Source organism: Micromonospora foliorum, assembly GCF_022229015.1.
Taxonomy (GTDB): domain Bacteria; phylum Actinomycetota; class Actinomycetes; order Mycobacteriales; family Micromonosporaceae; genus Micromonospora; species Micromonospora foliorum.
Map to the genome: position 1 here is coordinate 21,296 of NZ_JAKKFF010000075.1, position 18,433 is coordinate 39,728.

An 18,433-nucleotide genomic window follows, 5' to 3' on the forward strand; every position below is an offset into this window, starting at 1 on the left:
GAATGTCCGCGAAGACCACGACCAAGTCCGACGGCTTCAGCCCCGAGGAGCGGGCCGCGATGAAGGAGCGCGCCGACGAGCTGCGCGCCGAGGGCAAGAAGGGCGCCAAGAAGGCGGACGGGCTGCAGGCGGTCCTGGACCGGATCGCGCAGATGGAGCCGGAGGACCGCGCGCTCGCCGAGCGTGTGCACGTGACGGTGACCGCAGCCGCCCCGGGCCTGGCGCCGAAGACGTGGTACGGGATGCCCGCCTACGCGAACGAGGACGGCAAGATCATTGTCTTCTTCCAGGACTCGGGCAAGTTCAACTACCGGTACTCGACCCTGGGCTTCCAGGACCCGGCCAACCTCGACGACGGGGACATCTGGCCGGTGGCGTACGCGTTGCAGCAGTGGAGCCCGGCCGTGGAGAAGAAGATCACCGAGCTGGTGCGGGCAGCGGTCTCCTGACCGACGCCCGTCCCCTCCTACGGCCCTGTCCGGCCGTCACCGACGTTGCCCACGGCTCCTATGGTTCGGGCATGTCGATCACAGACCATGCGCTGGCCATCGAGGCGGCGGAAGCTGGAGCCGCGGTCGTCCGCTCCCGGCACGGCTCAGCACTGACCCGGGTCATGAAGACCGCCGGTGACTTCGCCACCGCCGCGGACGTCGAGGCCGAGCGGGCCATCCTCGACGTCCTGCGTGCGGCACGTCCCGACGACGCCGTGCTGGCCGAGGAGAGCGGACGTACGGGTGCCGGCGACAACGGACGCACGTGGCTGGTCGATCCGCTGTGCGGCACGTTGAACTTCGCCGCGCGGACCATGCTGGCCTCGGTCAACGTCGCTCTGCGCGTCGGGTCGGACGTCGCCGTGGCGGCCTCGGTGGACCCGTTCGCCGCCGAGGTGTTCTGGACCGACGGCACCGCCGCGTACGTCCGGGGTGGGGGGACTGACCAGCGACTCGTTCCGTCGGCCGAGTCGACTCTTGTCGACCTGAACCTCGACCCGCCGTTTCCGAACCGGGACGTCTTCCTGGCCGCCCGCATGCTCGCCGACGAGGGCTTCCTCGAAGAGTTCCGGCCCCGGGTGGTCTCCACCAGCCTGGCCGTGGCCTGGGTCGCCGCCGGTCGCCGCGCCGCGTACGTGACGGACCGCCACGACCTGCGGAACAGCGTCCACTTCGCGGCCGGAATCGCGCTCTGCGAGATGGCCGGCTGCGTGGTCACCGGGCTGGACGGTCAACCGCTGCACACCGGTGGGGACGGCCTCGTCGTGGCCGCCGACGAGCGGACGCACGCCGCCCTGCTGACGCTCATCCGGAAACAGCGCTCGTGATCGACTCGTCTTGACATGAAGCACGGTTGAGGTTCTACCGTCCCTAGATGATCACGTTCGGGCCGTGGCGTCCGGACGGTCGTCAGCCGAGCACCACCGTCGAAGGGATTCCGATGCACCTGTCACGCCTTCTCCGCCCGCGTACCGTCGCGAGCGCGCACTGCGACCTCCCCTGCGGCGTCTACGACCCGGCACAGGCCCGCATCGAGGCCGAGTCGATCAAGGCGATCTCCGAGAAGTACCAGGCCAGCGACGACCCGGAGTTTCGCACCCGCGCGCTGCTCATCAAGGAGCAGCGGGCCGAGCTGGTCAAGCACCACCTCTGGGTCCTGTGGACCGACTACTTCAAGCAGCCGCACTTCGAGAGGTACCCCCAGCTGCACGGCCTGTTCAACGAGGCGACCAAGCTGGCGGGTGCCGGCGGCGCGAAGGGCGCCGCGGACCCGGCGGTCGCCGAGCAGCTCCTCGGGAAGATCGAGGAGATCTCGAAAATCTTCTGGGAGACCAAGCAGAGCTGACCGGCCGGCACCGGGTGGCACCGGCCACCCGGTTCGGCGTACCTCGTTCGGGAGGAACCGCATGACGTCGCGCACCGACCTCGTCGAAGAGTTTATGAGCCGTTTCCCACACGTGCCGCGGGAGGCAGTCCTCAAGGAGGACCTGCTGCGGGGCGGGCTCGCCTTCGACGACGCGGCACTGACCGACAACGAGCATGGCGACGTCAAGCCGAAGTCGTACTTCATCTTCTCCTTCGACCACCGGACGCTGCCCGAGTTGGGGACCGCCGCGCTGCGCCGGCCACCGGAGGAGATCGTGCTCACCGGGGGTCCATACGAGCTATTCCGCACCGTCGTCTCGGTCCGCACCAACCCGAGCTCGCCGTACCGCGTCGGCACCGACAGCGACGGTCGACTGCGGCTGTTCCTGGACGGGCGGCCGATCGCCGATGTCGGGCTGCCCCCGATGCCGGCGTACTACCGCCACGCGCTCGCCAACGGCAAGTCGGTGATGGAGGTCGCCCCGACGATCCAGTGGGGCTATCTCATCTACCTCACCGCGTTCCGGGTCTGCCAGTACTTCGGCGCCAAGGAGGAGTGCCAGTACTGCGACATCAACCACAACTGGCGGCAGCACAAGCAGGCCGGTCGGCCCTACACCGGGGTCAAGCCGGTCGACGAGGTCCTCGAGGCCCTGGAGATCATCGACCGGCACGACGTCGACCGCGCGTCGCAGGCGTACACGCTGACCGGTGGCAGCATCACCTCGCAGGTCAACGGGCTGGCCGAGGCCGACTTCTACGGCCAGTACGCGCAGGCGATCGAGGAGCGGTTTCCCGGACGGTGGATCGGCAAGGTCGTGGCCCAGGCGCTGCCCCGAGCCGATGTGCAGCGGTTCCACGACTACGGGATCCGCATCTACCACCCCAACTACGAGGTGTGGGACAAGCGGTTGTTCGAGTTGTACTGCCCGGGCAAGGAACGGTACGTCGGTCGGGAGGAGTGGCACCGGCGCATCCTCGACTCCGCCGAGGTGTTCGGCCCGCGCAACGTGATCCCGAACTTCGTGGCGGGCGTGGAGATGGCCGCCCCGCACGGCTTCACCAGCGTCGACGAGGCGATCGACTCCACCACCGAGGGGCTCGACTACTTCATGTCCCGGGGGATCACGCCCCGGTTCACCACCTGGTGCCCGGAGCCCACCACGCCGCTGGGCCGGACGAACCCGCAGGGTGCGCCGCTCGAATACCACGTCCGCCTGCTGGAGGCATACCGGGCGACCATGGACGCCCACGGCCTGTCCAGCCCGCCCGGATACGGCCCGGCCGGGCCCGGGCGAGCGGTCTTCTCGGTCAGCTCCTTCATGGACACCCTGCCGTCGACCGATTCGTGACGGACGCGCTCGGCTGACCCGCCCCGGTCGGTCCACCGAGCAGCGGTATACCTCAGAGGCATGTTCATACCTCTGAGGTATACCGCTCAACACCGCGTCCGTCCCGACGAAGGTGACCGACAACGATCGGCCGAGCCACACCCCGCCGGTCCGACAGGACGTACTCGTCTAGCTGGCGTACGTCTCGAACTCACCGACCCGGGGCGTACCGCCGGAGCTGTTGATCTTGAAGTTGAGCTTGCTCGTCGCGGTGGCCGGGAAGGTGATCGAACCGGCCCCGCTGCCGGTGGCCAGGACGGCCCCGTTGTCGTTGTTGACCAGCTGCCAGGACCCGATGGAACCCTGGGTGCCGGACGGCTCGCGGATCACCACCCGGGACACCTGGGTCGCGGAGCCCCACTTGATCGAGATCGTGCCGGTCGACCCGGCCGGCGACCAGTAGGTGCTCAGGTTGCCGTCGCGCACGTTGCCGTAGCTGGTCCCGCTGGCCTTGCTGGAGCCGTCGGCGCCGGCGCCGAGGCTGAGGTTGGTCCCGCCGGTGGGCGGCGGCGTCGTGGGCGGCGGGGTGGTCGGCGGCGGCGTCGTGGGCGGAGGGGTGGTCGGCGGAGGGGTGGTGGGCGGCGGGGTCTGCGGCGAGCAACTGCCGTTCGACACCCTCAGGCCCGTGTTGGCGCCGACCGTCTGGCGGACGATGTCCGGCACGCAGCTCGCCCCGTCGAGGCTGTACGAATACGGGATGCTGACCGTGGTGTTGGAGGTCGGGTTGGGGCCGGCGGGGTAGTTCTCGCTGCCGGCGCTGGACCAGGTCACGTTGTCGAAGACGTTGCCGGCGACCTGCCAGTAGCCACGCTCGTTGGTGTAGAAGGTGCCCAGGACGTCCTTGGAGTCGCGGAAGTAGTTGTTCTCCACCTTGGCCCTGGCTCCGGCCCGGGAGTTGATCCCGGACTCGTGCAGGCTCACGTAGTGGTTGTTGTAGATGTGGGCGATCCCGCCGCGCAGCAGCGGCGTGCGGGAGTCGATGTTCTCGTAGAGGTTGTGGTGGTACGTGATGAAGCCGTTGGACAGGTCGCTCTCGCTGGACCCGACAAGGCCGCCGCGACCGGAGTTGCGCAGGATGCTGTAGGACAGCGTCACGTACTGGGTGTTGTCCTTCATGTCGAAGAGGCCGTCGTACCCCTCGGACTCCCCGCCCGACGCCTCCAGGGTGACGTGGTCGACCCAGACGTTGCGGACCGTGCTCTCCATGCCGATGGCGTCCCCACCGTTGGAGGTGGGCGAGCCCGACTTCTTGACGTTCCGGATGGTCACGTTCTGGATGATGATGTTGCTGGAGTCGCGGATGTGGATGCCGAGCTGGTCGAAGACGGCGCTGCCGACCCCGATGATGGTGACGTTGCTGATCTGCTTGAGCTCGATCACGCCCGCCGCGGTGTTGCAGCTCGCCCCGGACACCTTGCTGGTGTTGCCGTGGTTGATGGTCCCGGTGACCTCGATGGTGATCGGGGTGCTGCTGCTGGTCCGACCGCACAGCGCCGCGTGGATCGCCGTGCCCGTGGTGGCCCGTACCGTCTGCCCGCCCGCGCCGCCGGTGGTCCCGCCGTTCTGGGTGGCGTAGCCGGTGGCGCTGCCGACCGCCGCCGCGGCCTGCGGGGTCGGTAGGGCCACCCCGACCGCGATCACCACGGCCGCTGAAGCCAGCACTGCCTGACATCGCAGCGCGACTGGTCGTCTCATGTCGCCTCACCTTCGCATTCGTCTCGTTCCAGGCTTCGACTCGACGCACACCGCGACCGCACCTGCCGACGGACGTCATTCAGGAATTGGCGACAGTCAATCGCGGCGATTTCATCGAGATGTCTCGTGCCCTGGTAGAAGCAGGGATGTGCCGTGCAAGCGAGGTGCGCCCGGTGACATCGCTCGCCCGACTGCCAAATGAAACATCGATGCAACGCAATCGTAGGAAAGCGGTTTCCCTGAAGGCAATAGCTGGCGCTTGCAGGTTTGTTGCAGTGCTCACGAGAGGGGTCGGCCGCGCGGGTCGGGGCGAGCCTGGTCGTCGGCGGCGCAGTTCCGGCTCGTTGCGCGCTCGGTATTGACACCGCCGGGCCTGCCATCGATGCTCTGCTAAATCAGTTTAGCGGCCGGCTCGCTCCGACCCGTCCCACTCCCCGGTCCCGGGCGGGACCGCTGACTGAACGCACCACCCCCGAGAAAGGACCCGCATGAGACTGCGAAAAGGACTGATCCCGCTCGCCGCCACCCTCGTCCTTGCCGGCGCCTCCGGCACCGCGTACGGCAGCGCCAGCGACAGCCGGGGCGCCACGGACGGAATCCGCAGCATCACCCCGATCACCACCGTCTACACGTACGGCCAGAAGGTCTCGGCGGTGGCGATCGAGTACGGGGCCACGGTCAACCCCCGCACCCTCGACACCGCCACGTTCTCGGTGACCGACACCATCTACAACTTCCGCTTCAACCCCATCGAGGACCTGCCGAAGCTCGCCGACCGGACCGTCACCCACACCTACACCAACGGGACACCGGGCACCCGTGCCGACCACCGATCGGCGCCGGGCAGGTACGTCATCGTCGAGCTCGACCCCGCCGACACCGGCGGCTCGACGGTCATCGTCTCCAAGTGCCCGACCTTCCTCTGCACCGTGAAGGTCAATCCCGAGCTGCCGACCCGGGTCGTGCAGCGCAAGGACGTGCATGGCCAGCCCGGCCGCGGGGCCGGCAAGGGGCCGGTGCTCGCCCGGGCCACTCCGCGCGAATCCCGACCGGTCACCGAGAAGCCGGTCAACCAACTGGTCGACGAGTTCACCTACGGCTCGTTCCTGAGTGGCGGAATGGTGCTGCCGTACCACTACCACCTGCCGAAGAACTACCAGCCGGGCCGCACGTACCCACTGATGGTCGTCCTGCCCGGTCACGGAATGGGCTGGGACGGCGACAACCTCGGCGTCCAACTCGCCGCCGACATCCCGGCGACCGCGTGGCTCCAACCGCAGTGGACCGGCACCGCCGAGGACGTCATCGTCCTGGCGCCTCAGCACCAGCGGGTCGGTGGGGTCGCCGAGGCGGACCTGCTGGTCAAGCTGCTCGACCAGTTCGTCGACCAGTTCGCGGTGGACACCCGTCGGGTGTACGCGACCACCGTGTCGTACGGATCCCAGCTGCTCTGGGAGGCGTTCGCCAAGCGTCCGGACCTGTTCGCCGGCGGGTTGGTGACCGGTGGTTTCCCGGTCAACGCCACCCAGGCGACCGCCATCGCGGCGGCCGAGGTGCCGGTGTGGATCACCCACGGCGAGCACGACCACCTGCTCAACGTCACGGGCGCGCGCAACTCCACCGCCGTGCTGCGGCAGGCGTACGCCGCCCGGGGCAAGACGCCGGAGCAGACCGCCGACCTGGTGCGCTACACCGAGTACGCCGACGCCGCGTTCTCGGTGCCGGACTACCACGCCGCGTTCGGGCCGACCTACGAGGACGCCGGCATCCTGCGCTGGCTGCTCGACCAGTCCAAGCCCTGAGGCCGCGGACCGGGCGACGCCTCACCGCGATCCGGCAGCGCGATTCCCTCGCGCCGGCGGGTTACCGACGGGCGTCGCCCGCGTCGTGCTCGTCGGGGGCGGGCCCGCCCCCGACGAGCACGGACTCCTGACCCTCCTGCCGGCCCTCCTGCCTCGCGCGGGCCAGCAGCCCGGCCAGCCGACGCCGCCGGTGCCGGACCGCCGCCCGCAGCCCCAGGAGCAGGCCGGCGAGCAGACCCAGCAGCGCGAGCTGCGCCCACGGTACGACCCAGGTGGTGACGGTGGCCGAGGCCGGTCGAAGGTCCGCCCCGGCCTGGCCGTCGCCGAGCAGCGTCGGCGACGTGCTGACGGTCGTGCGGAGGCGCACCAGGGCCCACACGCCGTCGGCCCGGGTCTGCACCTCCCGACTGCCGCCGGGAAGCAACTCCTCGACGGCGTTGCTGGCGTCGTGGCTGCTCCGGCCGAGGAGGTCGGACATCGCCACCCGACTCGTGCCGCTGACCCAGACGTTGCCGTCGTTCTCCACGGTGTAGCGGACCCGCACCGTGCCACCGGCGAAGGGGTTCCACGACGGGGAGTACGTCGCGCCGAGGCCGCGGACGGCCAGGGCTGCCCGCGCGGAGCCGTTGACCCGCAGCATGACCCGGAACCCGACGCGGCTCTCCACGTTGACCGTTCCTCCGGTGCTGGTGACCGTCGCGGCGATGCCGGCCGGGTGGTCGCCCGGGGTGGCGCCCTTGGGCACCCTGATCGTGAATGGCACGACCCGCGTCTCGTTCGGGCCGACGGTGACCTTCTCCTGCACGTCGATCCAGGTGCCGCCGTCGACCGAGGGCCGGTCGGACGACAGCATGTTGAAGCGACCCTTGTCGGTGAGGTAGCCGTCGGCGGCCTTCAGCGAGAAGGCCACAGCGGTACGGCTGAGGTTGCGTACCGCCAGGTGCTCGGTCACGACCTGCCCCGGGTCGAGGCTCGCGTTGATCCACCGGCGTTGGTCCGGCCCACTCGCGGTGGCCGGCTGGACCGTCCAGGTCAGGGCCTTCGGGTCCGGTTCCGCCGCCGCCGCGGTCGGCGCGGCCGCAACCGCGAGGGACGCGACGGCGAGGACGACGAGCGCCCGGCGCAGCGGGGTGACGGTCATGAGGCGGCCCTTCGGCACGGGGCTGGGCGGGGGCCCGATCCGGACCCCCGCCCAGGCCACTACTCGAACAGTGAGAGCGTGAGCGTGGAGCTGTACTCGCCGGCGGCGACCTCCGCGGGGGTCCGCAGGTAAAGGTCGGCATTGACCGAGTACGAGTCGCCGGCGACGGCCTCGGAGTCGAAGGCCGAGACCAGCAACTCCTGGTCGACGAGGCCGACATTGTTGCCCGGCTGGGTCGGCTCGTCCAGGCTGGTCACCACCTCCTCGCCCTCGGTGACCAGGCCGGTGTCGCCGCCGTCGAGCAGGCGCGGCTTCCAGCCGAAGTGGTCGGCGGTGATCGGCGCCTGGCCGGCGGTGCCCGCGAAGTCGGTCGCGCTGCCGAGCACCGCCCAGCTGGCGCCGTCGGGCACCTCGTCGGCGACACGGGTGTCGGTGACCGTCACCGTCGGCAGCGTACCGACGAACTGGCGAACCAGAAGGGTCGAGCCGTCCTCGGACAGCGCGACGGCGTCGCCGGCGATCGACAGGGCGAGCACGCCCGGTTCCCTGATCTCGTCGATGTCGACAGTGACCCGCACGCTGGCGTCGTCACCGGGCTCGGCCAGTGCGGGCGACGGCAGCACCGCCGCCCCGGTCAGCACGGCGCCGACCGCGCTGACCGCGAACAGCCGCCGCCGTTTGTATGTGTTCATGTGATCTCCGTTCTCCGCCATCAGGGGTTATCCGCCGCAGGTGCCGGCGGGGTGTTGCACGGTGTGGACGGTCGTCACGTCCTGTCCGCCGATCGCCCCGGTCACCCGGACCGTCGCCGACCCCGCCGACACCGACACGGCACGGGTGTTGAACGACTGGTAGGCGTTCGCGCCCGGCGCGACGGCCGCGAACGACCGCTCGCCGTACGGCGTCTCCAGGGTGATGCCCACCGGCGCGTCATGGTCGTTGCGCGCCTGCACCGTCACGTACGCCTTGCCTCCCACGCAGCGCGTCGACGCGCTGGCCGTGACGGGCAGGTCGAGGGTGGCCGCCGCGAAGGCCCAGTTGTCGATCTCGAAGAGGTCGACGCCGGCCGGGCCGGTGTAGGTGAAGTAGACGTCGTGCACGCCGCTGACGCCGTCGAGTTCGGCGGTCACCTCGGCCCACTGTCCGACCGGCGTGTCCACCGCGACCGTGCCGACGACGGGACCGTTGACGTCGTCCAGCCGGACCTGGACCTGCCCGCCGGCGGCGAGCGCACGCACCCGAGCCGTCAGGTTCTGTGCGCCGTTGTCCCCGAAGCTCACCGAGGACAACGCCGTCCAGTCGCCGTTGTCGATGTCGCGGACCACCAGGTTCGGCGCCGCGCCACCGAACTGGGCGGAGCTGCCGTCGACCTTCGTGGTCGCGACGCCCTTGCTCCAGCCGAAGGTCTCGGCCTCGAAGACGCGGTACGGGTCGAAGTCCCGGACCTGGTCCACGCCCTCGTACGTGCCGACGACCTGCTGGATCGTGCCGTCCGGGTTGAAGGTCAGTTCCTGGATGTGCGGGCTGCGGTACCCCTGGGTGGTGTTGCCGTTGATGCGCTTGTTCAGCGTCGGGGCGTGGTAGGTGAAGTAGTACTTGCCCCCGAACTCGAACACCGACTGGTGGTTGTTACCACCGGTGCCGGCCCCGAAGAACTGCGACTGGTTCGGGAAGAGCACCCCGGCGTAGGTCTCCTTCGGCCACGACATCGGGCCGTCGGAGATCATGTAGCCGATCTGGCCACCCCCGGGGTAACCGGGCAGCGGCTGCTGGTTGCCACCGAAGTCGTTTCCGCCGAAGTGCGACGAGTACGAGAAGTAGTACCTGCCCTGGCGCTTGAAGACGTGACCCGCCTCGAAGGCGACCGGGGCGTCGACCACCGCGGCCGTCCCCTCGGTCGAGACCATGTCGTCGCCGAGTGCGATCGCCCGGATGTTCTTCGGGTTGTTGAAGCGCTCGGCCGGCGGCATGCTCGTCGACGCGGGACCACCACCGAAGTAGAGGTACGGCTGGCCGTCGTCGTCGACGAACGGGGCCGGGTCGAACTTCCACGCGACGGTCTCGGCACCGGGGGTACGACCGTCGATGAGCGTGCTCGTGCGCTCGCTGGTCCACGGGCCGAGCGGCGACGCGCCCGTGATCACGTTGCTGGAGCCACCACCGTTGGCGTAGTAGAGGAAGAACTTCTCCACCCCGTTCACCACCTTCTTGGTGATGCCCGGAGCCCACGAGTTGGCGGTGAACGGGGCCACCCCGTTCGGGCCGGCGACCTGGATCTCACCGTGGTCCGTCCAGTTCACGAGGTCCTCCGAGGAGATCACCGTGATCTGGTTGATGTCGCCGTAGTTGATCCCCGGCGAGACGCCCGTGGTCGGGTTGGGGGCGTAGCCCTGGGTGTCGTTTGTCATGTACATGTAGACCCGACCGTCGTGCACGAGGCCGAAGCCGTCAGCCCCGAACTTGTGCCCGATCAACGGGTTGTGCTCCCCGGGCAGCTTGCCGACGACCTCGATGGTCTTCGAGGCCGGCGCGGGCGGCGCGGCGCCGATCACCGACACGTCGTCGAGCTTGAAGTCCATGAGGTGCAGGGCCGGGTCCGTGGACGGCGTGCTCGTCCAGGGGGTCTCGAAGAACAGGCGCGCCGTCGACACGGTCTGCGTCGCCGGGATCGTGAACGTTCCGTTGAACTGCGCCCACTGACCCTTCGTCGCCGTCACGCTGACGAGGTTCGTGTAGGTGCCTCCGCCGTAGTGCATGGTGGCGAAGAACTGCTTCGTGGCCGGTCCGCTCTCGTTCTCGTACTTGATGCGGGCCGTGAGGGTGTACGCCTGGCCGGCCTGCACCTTGCCGCTGAGGTCCTGCATCGGCCCGGACCCGGTTGTCGTCCGGCTGGTGACGAGCGCGGCGTTCGCGCCGGAGTAGGCGTCCGACGTGGCCGACAACTGGGCGCCGTCGGTGGCGTTTCCGTTGTTGACGAACCAGTTGGCCAGGCCGTCCTCGAACCCGCCGTTGACGACGAGGTTCGTGTCGGCGGCCTGGACCGGCGCCGCCGGGGCGACGAACCCGGTGGCCAGCAGCAGGCCTACTGTCGCGAGCGCTGCGACCCGTCCTCGGGTCGCCCGTCGCATTCGTTGTTCCACGAGACATCCTCCTTCATCTCTGACGTGCGGTCATCGGTGTACGGGGGATCGGTGGGTGTGCTTCCGTGGGTGGTCCGGACATCCGAGGTGGACTGCCGCCACCGGTCCGACGGTGGCCGGCGCGGGCGGGATCCGCTGTTCCGCGCCGCCCGGCCGGTCGCCGGTGGTGCTGGCCGGTGAGCCGAGGTCTCGTGGTGGGGTTATCCGCCGCAGGCGTTGGCGGGGTGCGGCGCGGAGTGGACGGTGGTCACGTCCCGGCCGGCGACCGTGCCGGTGACCCGGACCGTCGCCGAGCCGGCCGCCACCGACGCGGCGCGGGTGTTGAACGACTGGTAGACGTTCGCTCCCGGCGCGACGGCCGCGAACGACCGGTTCCCGTACGGGGTCTCCACCGTGATGTCGACCGGCTCGGCCGAGTCGTTGCGCGCCTGCACCGCCACGTACGCCCTGCCACTCAGGCAGCGCACCTGAGCGGTGGTCGTCACGGGCAGCGCCGCCAGCACGCCGAGTCGGGCCAGTTGGTAGCTGAGCGCCCGCTCCGGTGCGTCGATCTGGTTCTGGGTGCCGAACTGGCCGGCCCGTGCCGACGTCGCCGCCGCCAGCGCGGACTGTGTCGCGGCCCAGGCGTCGGCCGGGTAGTGGCGCGCGTCGAGCGTCTGCGCGTGGGCGATGGCCGCGTCGAGGGCGGTGGTGTCCAGTGGCCGGGCCTGCGCGGTCAGCACGTCGCTGAGCAGGTAGTCGTCGAAGTCGACGTGGCCGCCGGTCTGCTGGGTCGCGTAGTTGAACAGGCCCACCCGGTGACCCATGAAGTGCGCGAGGCTGCCGTCGAGCGCCTGCGGGCCCACGCGGTTGCCGAGCCGGGTCCACTGGACCCCGTCCAGGCTGTAGTAGAACGCCGTCCACAGTTGGCCGACCGGCGAGGAGAAGTCCAGGTCCGCCTTCACGTGCACCTCGGTCGCGTCGCCCAGCGACACCGTCGTGCCGGAGACGAAGTTCTCCAGGGTCGACTGGTCGAGGTCGACAGCGAACGGCTGCGACCGGTTCACGACGCCGAGGGTGTTGACGTCACCGACCCGCTTGACCGCCACGTACGAGAATCCGCGGTTGTAGGCGGCCAGGCCCGCGACGTCGCCGTTCCTCATCCCGGTGATGTCCATCCGGGTCTGCGCCGACTGCCGCGGCCCGAACGTGCGCTGCGAGAGCGTGTTGCGTGCCTCCTCGAACCACGCCAGCTCAGCCCGGTTGGACAGCTTCGTGTAGACGTACTGGCCGGTGACCACCTTGCCGGCCGTCAACCGCAGCCAGCCGTCGCGGTCGGTGAGCGACCAGTACCGGTTGTCCGGGGCGTGGTTCCACTCCCACGCCAGGTCCAGCCGCGAGCCGTTGGGGGCGATCTCCACCGGGTCGAGCGGCGCGGGGACCGTCCACTGCTCGTCCTGGTACGCCTTGTGCGGCGCGTCGTTGGCGAAGTCGTCCGAGGCGACGATGCTCTTCTGCCGCTCGAACAGCTCCTCGGCCGGGCTGAGCTTGATCGGCTTGTCGAACAGGCCGTTGACCGGCACGACGCCGTTGGTGCCGAAGGTCGGCCACCCGTCCTGCCAGGTGGCGGGGATGAGCGCCGGGATCCGGCCGATCGGGAACGTGTCCCGGAAGAACATGCCGTGCCAGTCGGTCCCGCCGCCCGCGCGGCTGATCGGCACCAGGCTGCCCTGCGCGAAGCCGTTGGAGTTGAGCACTCCGCGCGCCTCGTAGGTGTTGACCCCGCCGACCGAGGTGTAGCGCCCGAGCAGGTCCTTCGACCGGAACATCACCACCTGACGCCCCTGCCCGGACGGCCAGGTGATGATGACGGCGTAGTACCAGCCGTCGATGTGGTAGACCTGCGCGCCCTCGAACAGGCCGCCGATGAACGGCTGCCCGGCGTAGTTGCTCGCCGTGAAGATGTTCGGGTAGTCCTGCGCGATGGCCGTCAGGTCGGCGTTGAGGCGTACGGCGCTGGTGCCCCCGGAGCCGTAGAAGATGTACGGGGTGCCGTCGACGTCGAAGAAGAGCGACGGGTCGTGCAGGCCACGGCCGAGGGCGGTGCGCTGCCACGCGCCGTTCTCGATGTCGTCGGTGCGGTACAGGTACGCACCGCTGAGGTTGTTGGTGTTGAAGACGGCGTAGAACGTGCCGTCGTGGTAACGCAGCGACGACGCCCACTGGCCCTGGCCGTACGAGTTCTGGCCGTTGCGCAGGGAGAAGGAGTCGCCGATGCTCGCCCGGTCGAAGACGTAGTTGACGATCTCCCAGTTGACGAGGTCGTACGACTTCATGATCGGCGCGCCCGGGCTCAGGTGCATGGTCGTGCTGATCATGTAGTAGAGGTCGCGGCCCTCGTCGTTCTCGGCGGCTGGCACCCGCTCGACGCTGATGTCCGGCACGTCGGCGTTGAGCAGCGGCACCGAGTAGGTGCCGGCGCCGGTGTCGGTCGAGGTGTACGACGATCGGGGCGACCAGCCGTCGGCGCCGTGCGCGGCGGCCGGCGTGGCTACCAGGCCCGCGCCGACCAAAACGGCCGCCGATGCGAACGCGCACAGTGAACGAAGGCGATCCGGGCGCACTGTGGACGCCAGTCGGGTCAAGGTGTTGGTGGCGTGGTGAGCGGCGGCGTTCAGGCTGTTCACAGCGGAGGTGCGGGCGATGTTCAGGACACGCGAGCGGACCGACACGACCAAGGCGAGCTCCAAACGCGAGAGCGGCGTGAAGGCCATCGTGTTATCGCTAACAAAGCCTGTCAAGACTATCGATGAAACGTGCCCGAAGTATCCCCGTAACACCGCTCGCCCACCACAATGGACGGTGGCACCCCGGGCGGAACGCCGTTGATCATGAAGTTATTGCGCCGACACGCCGTCATCGAGGGCAATAACTTCATGATCACCGGAGGCGCACCGGACCGGAATCCTCAGCCTTGGAGGCAGGCGCGGAGGGCGGCGGTGAGGCGGTTGGCGCGCTCGTCGCCCATTCCGCGCATCTGGTTGACCACGTAGCCGAATCCCACCTGGTGCTCGGCGTCGGCGAAGGCCAGGTTCCCGCCCGCGCCGTCGTGGCCGAAGCTGCGCTCACCCAGCAGGGGCCGGGCCGGTGGTGAGTGCAGCAGGAAGCCCGTACCCCAGCGCTGCCCGGTGTCCGGCGGGCCGTGCCGCTGCTGACCACGCGACCGGACGACGACCGCGTCGTCCACCGACGCGGCCGTGAGCAGAGGTCCACCCGCGAGGTCGGAGACGCAGGCGGCGTAGAGGCGCGCGAGGCCGTCGGCGGTGCTCACCGCGCCCGCGCCGGGAACACCGGCGGCCCGGATGGCTTCGTCGTTGAAGCTGACCAGGCCGTCGGCGTCGGCGGGGAAGGCGAAGGCGCCCCCCATGGTGATGCCCCGTTCGGCGACCGGGTCCTCGAACGGGTCGGGGTCCGGTGGCGGTGCCAGGTCCCAGGCGACGGTGTGGCTCTCGGCGGCCGGAAGCCCGAGCCAGGTGCGCAGGCCGAGCGGGCCCGCGACGGTGTCGGCGAAGAACGCGCCGGGCAGTTGGCCGGTGATGCGGTGGATCACCTCTCCGACCAGCCAGCCGTAGGTCATCGAGTGGTAGCCGTGCGCCGTGCCCGGCTCCCACAACGGTGCCTGCGCCTCGATCGCCTCGATGACCGGATCCCACGCCAGGACCTCGTCGAGGGTCAGGGGTCGGTCCACCGCGGGCAGACCGGCCTGGTGCGTGAGCAGCCAGCGCACCGGGATGTACGCCTTGCCGCGCTGCCCGAACTCCGGCCAGTAACGGGTCACGGGGGCGTCGAGGTCGAGCCGGCCCTGTTGGGCCAGCAGGTAGGCGCAGACCGCCAGGATTCCCTTGGTGCAGGAGAAGACGACGGCCGGCGTGTGCGCGTCCCAGGGTCGCCCGGTCCGGGGGTCGGCGACCCCGCCGTACAGGTCGACGACCTTGCGACCCCGCACGTAGACGGTGACCGCGGCGCCGACCTCTCCCCCGGTGGTGAAGTTGTCGCGGAAGACGTCGGCGACGCGCCCGTAGCGATTGTCGACGTCGCCGTGGATCTGCGGCTGCGTGGCCACTGGCTACCCCTTCACTGACCCTTGGATCAGGGCCTTGATGAACTGTCGCTGGAAGATCAGGAACACGATGAGGGTCGGGGTGAGGATCAGCAACGACCCGGCACACAGCAGCACCAGGTCGGTGCCCCACTGGCCCTGGAACGCGCCGAGCGCGCCGGCCATGGTGCGTTTGGTGGCGTCGTCGACCAGGACGATGGCGAGCAGGAACTGGTTCCACGTCCAGAGGAACATCAGGATCGTCAGCGAGGCGATCGCCGGCCGGGCGAGCGGCACCTGGACCCGCCAGAACAACTGCCACGTGCTGCTGCCGTCCACCCGGGCCGCCTCGGACAACTCGACCGGCACGTTGGTGAAGTGCGCCCGCATCCAGAACACCGCGAACGGCATGTACAGCCCGATCAGCGGCAGGATGATGGCCCAGCGCGTGTTGAGCAGGCCGAGATCCTGCATCTGGTAGTAGAGCGGCGTGACCACGGCCTCGAACGGCAGGGTCAGCCCCAGCAGGAAGAGGCCGAAGACGAGTCGGCCGCCGGGCACCCGCAACTGACCGAGCCCGAAGCCGGCCATGGTCGCGATGAGCACCGACACCGGTACGACGCCGGCCACGATGAGCAGGCTGGAGCGGAGCAGGGCACCCATGTTCGCGGCGGTGAAGGCGTCGGCGAAGTTCCCCCACTGCGGGTCGGACGGCCACTCGAGCCCGCTGGGCACGGTGCCACGGGGCTGCAACGCCGCCGAGAGCATGCTCACGAACGGCAGCAGGGTGACGACGATCAGGGCGATCAGGAAGACCCGCCCGGTCAACTGTTCGCGTCGGCTCAGGTTCATGGCTTCTCCCCTCGGCTCAGGCGCTGGATCGGCAGCACACACGCCAGCACCAGCAGCATGAGCACGACGGCGAGCGCCGAGGCGAGCCCCACCTGCCGCTGCGAGAAGGCCAGCCGGTAGATCTCCAGGCCCGGCACGGTGGTTTGCAGGCCGGGGCCGCCACTGGTCGAGATGTAGACGATGTCGAAGCTCGCCAGCGCCGCGATGATCGTGACGGTGAGGCAGACGCCGATCTCCTGGCGCAGGCTGGGCAGGGTCACGGCGAGGAACTCACGGACCGGACCGGCACCGTCCAGGCGGGCGGCCTCGTACAGCGCTGGGTCGATCTTGCTCATGCCGGTGACCAACAGGATCGTGCAGAGGCCCAGCAGGACCCAGGCCCCGATGACGCCCACGGCAGGCAGCGCCGTGTCGAAGTCGCCGAGCCAGGCGCGGGCGACGCCACCCAGCCCGACCGCCCGCAGCGCCTGGTTGACAAGTCCGTTCGACGAGAGCAGCCAGCTCCACGCGATGCCCGCCGCCACCAGGGGGATGACCTGCGGCAGGAACAGGATGGTCCGGACGACGGTGCCGAACGCGCCGGTGGTGATCCGGCGAACCATGCTCGCCACCAACAGTCCGAGCGCGACGGGGATGAAGCTGAAGAAGACGATCAGGACGATCGCGTTGCCGATGATTTTCAGCAGGTCGCTGTCGGTGAAGACGGTGAGGTAGTTGTCCAGGCCCACCCAGCGGGCCACCCCGATCCCGTTCCAGTCGTAGAGCGAGTACTGGAGCGTCAGGACGAGCGGGCGCAGGACGAACACCGCGTACATCACCAGGGCGGGCAGGACGTACAACCAGCCGGTCCCGGCCGCGCGGGCCCACCGGGATCGGTGGGCCCGCGTGGGGGTGGGACGGGCGCGACGGTCGTCGCGCCCGGTTGGTGCGCTGCCGAGGGCAGACGTCATCGGGACAGTTCCTTCTGGTACTCGGCCTGGACCGCCTTCACGTACCCCTCGGGTGTCTGCTGGCCGGCGATCAGCTTCTGCATCTCCGGGGTGATCGCGGCGGCGAAGATGCCGCCGGTCGCGTTCGCGGTGAAGTCCACCGCGCCGTTCTCCGCGCCGAGCTGCTGTGACGCCTTCAGGGTCTCGGCCAGCACGGTGTTCGGGGCGGCGCTGGGCACCGGCAGGTCACTCGGGCCGCCGGGGCTGGAGCCGCCGACCGTCACCGAGATCTCGCGGGCCTTGGCGTTGGTGTGCACCCAGTTCAGGAAGTACGCGGCGGCGTCCGGGTTCTTGGCTTTGGCGGAGACGCCGAAGGTGTTGGGGGCGGACATCGCCACGTGCTTGCCACCGGGAGACTCGGTGGGGAAGAGGAAGAAGCCCACGTTGCCGGGCATCGACTTGTCGAGGTTGGCCGACTCCCAGTCACCGTTGAACATGAACAGGCCGTTGCCCTTCTGGAACTCCCCCACCATGCCCGCGTAGTCCAGGGCGTTGGCGTCCTTCGTGAAGTAGCCGGCCTGCGCCCACTTCTGGATGGTCTGGGTGGCCTTCAGGGCGGCCGGGGTGTCGAACGTGGCCCCCGGCTTCTGGAAGATCCAGTCAGCGACCTGGGTCGGGTCGCCGAACTGGTTCTGCAGGGCCTGGTGCGGGAAGTTGATGCCCGCGGTGTTCTTGTTGAACTGCATGATCGGCTGGACGCCGCCGGTCTTCGCCTTGGCCAGCAGCTCCTCGAACTCGGCGACCGTGGCCGGCGGCTGGGTCATGCCGATCTGAGTGGCCAGCTTCTTGTTGTAGAAGACGCCGGTGACGCTGTAGCCGAGCCCCATCCCGTACAGCGAACCGGTGCCCCGCGTGTTGTCGCCGACGCGCAGCTGCATGAGCTGCGAGGCGGGGAACTTGTCCCAGCCGTACGCGGTGAAGTACGGGTCGAGGTTCTTGAGCAGGTCGTCCTTGACCAGGTCGACCATGGTCGGGAGCCGGATGATGTCGGGCGAGTTGTCCGAGGCCATCACCCGGGGCGCGTTCTCCACGATGACCGTGAACTGGTCCTCGCGGATGTTGAACTTGACGTTCGAGTGCTGCTTGGAGAACTCGTCGGCCAGCGCCTTGGCCAGCGGGAAGCCGGTCTCCGCGTACATCTCCAGGGTGATCGGGTCGGTCCCCAGCTCCGTCTTGACGGCGGCATCCGACTTCTGGGTCGACGACCGGTCCTCCCCCGGGGCGCTACAGGCTGTCGCGGTCATCCCGACCGCCAGCAGCGACGCGAGGAGCACCGTTCTCCGTCGCGGAAACTTTGTCAGCAATTCTGCCATTTCATGACTCCTTGACATCTCCACGCGTCCCGCGACCCACGGCCGCGCGACGGCTCCACCGGGACCACCGCGACCGGGTGGCGGCCACGACACGTACGCCGTGACCTGCCGCCCGGGCGCAGCACCCGTACCGTCAGCAGAAAAGAACCCGGCACGGCCACCGAAGGCACCTCTGG

Annotated in this window: 14 protein-coding genes; 5 read left to right on the forward strand and 9 right to left on the reverse strand. The window is 69.4% G+C overall.

The features are described from left to right. Nucleotides 1-2 precede the first annotated feature (2 nt). From PSH25_RS06965 to PSH25_RS06980, 4 genes are all read left to right on the forward strand, one after another. Nucleotides 3-449 carry an iron chaperone gene (locus PSH25_RS06965; RefSeq protein ID WP_238658205.1) on the forward strand — a complete coding sequence of 149 codons (447 nt, stop codon included), beginning with the start codon at nucleotides 3-5 and terminating at the stop codon, nucleotides 447-449. A 71-nt stretch (nucleotides 450-520) separates the two neighbouring features. Next, entirely contained in the window at nucleotides 521-1,318 is a 798-nt protein-coding gene (locus tag PSH25_RS06970) for an inositol monophosphatase family protein (RefSeq protein WP_238658206.1), read from the forward strand. 113 nt (nucleotides 1,319-1,431) lie between these two features. Then, entirely contained in the window at nucleotides 1,432-1,836 is a 405-nt protein-coding gene (sodN, locus tag PSH25_RS06975; protein ID WP_238658276.1) for a superoxide dismutase, Ni, read from the forward strand. A 61-nt stretch (nucleotides 1,837-1,897) separates the two neighbouring features. Next, complete coding sequence (locus PSH25_RS06980) at nucleotides 1,898-3,208, forward strand: radical SAM protein (protein ID WP_238658207.1); 1,311 nt, start codon at nucleotides 1,898-1,900, stop codon at nucleotides 3,206-3,208. 168 nt (nucleotides 3,209-3,376) lie between these two features. Here PSH25_RS06980 and PSH25_RS06985 read toward each other — a convergent pair whose 3' ends face one another. Then, entirely contained in the window at nucleotides 3,377-4,942 is a 1,566-nt protein-coding gene (locus tag PSH25_RS06985) for a pectate lyase family protein (protein WP_238658208.1), read from the reverse strand. Nucleotides 4,943-5,430: 488 nt separating this feature from the next. Here PSH25_RS06985 and PSH25_RS06990 point away from each other — a divergent pair, with 488 nt between their 5' ends. After that, complete coding sequence (locus tag PSH25_RS06990) at nucleotides 5,431-6,744, forward strand: hypothetical protein (RefSeq protein WP_238658209.1); 1,314 nt, start codon at nucleotides 5,431-5,433, stop codon at nucleotides 6,742-6,744. A gap of 61 nt (nucleotides 6,745-6,805) precedes the next feature. Here PSH25_RS06990 and PSH25_RS06995 read toward each other — a convergent pair whose 3' ends face one another. The 8 genes from PSH25_RS06995 to PSH25_RS07030 form a co-directional block, all read right to left on the reverse strand. Beyond that, entirely contained in the window at nucleotides 6,806-7,885 is a 1,080-nt protein-coding gene (locus tag PSH25_RS06995) for a hypothetical protein (RefSeq protein ID WP_238658210.1), read from the reverse strand. Nucleotides 7,886-7,944: 59 nt separating this feature from the next. Then, nucleotides 7,945-8,577 (reverse strand): hypothetical protein, encoded by a 633-nt coding sequence (locus PSH25_RS07000; RefSeq protein ID WP_238658211.1) that lies wholly within the window; start codon nucleotides 8,575-8,577, stop codon nucleotides 7,945-7,947. 27 nt (nucleotides 8,578-8,604) lie between these two features. Next, entirely contained in the window at nucleotides 8,605-11,025 is a 2,421-nt protein-coding gene (locus PSH25_RS07005) for a family 43 glycosylhydrolase (RefSeq protein ID WP_238658212.1), read from the reverse strand. Between the two features lie 200 nt (nucleotides 11,026-11,225). Next, complete coding sequence (locus PSH25_RS07010; protein WP_238658277.1) at nucleotides 11,226-13,736, reverse strand: glycoside hydrolase family 43 protein; 2,511 nt, start codon at nucleotides 13,734-13,736, stop codon at nucleotides 11,226-11,228. A 236-nt stretch (nucleotides 13,737-13,972) separates the two neighbouring features. Beyond that, complete coding sequence (locus tag PSH25_RS07015) at nucleotides 13,973-15,127, reverse strand: serine hydrolase domain-containing protein (RefSeq protein WP_238658213.1); 1,155 nt, start codon at nucleotides 15,125-15,127, stop codon at nucleotides 13,973-13,975. Nucleotides 15,128-15,130: 3 nt separating this feature from the next. Beyond that, nucleotides 15,131-15,955 carry a carbohydrate ABC transporter permease gene (locus PSH25_RS07020; RefSeq protein WP_124860646.1) on the reverse strand — a complete coding sequence of 275 codons (825 nt, stop codon included), beginning with the start codon at nucleotides 15,953-15,955 and terminating at the stop codon, nucleotides 15,131-15,133. After that, nucleotides 15,952-16,905, reverse strand: a complete 954-nt coding sequence (locus PSH25_RS07025; RefSeq protein ID WP_238658214.1) for a carbohydrate ABC transporter permease — start codon at nucleotides 16,903-16,905, stop codon at nucleotides 15,952-15,954. Before PSH25_RS07025 ends, PSH25_RS07020 begins: the two co-directional genes overlap by 4 nt. Further along, on the reverse strand, nucleotides 16,902-18,257 hold the full coding sequence (locus PSH25_RS07030) for an ABC transporter substrate-binding protein (RefSeq protein ID WP_238658215.1): 1,356 nt from the start codon (nucleotides 18,255-18,257) through the stop codon (nucleotides 16,902-16,904). Before PSH25_RS07030 ends, PSH25_RS07025 begins: the two co-directional genes overlap by 4 nt. Nucleotides 18,258-18,433: the final 176 nt, after the last annotated feature.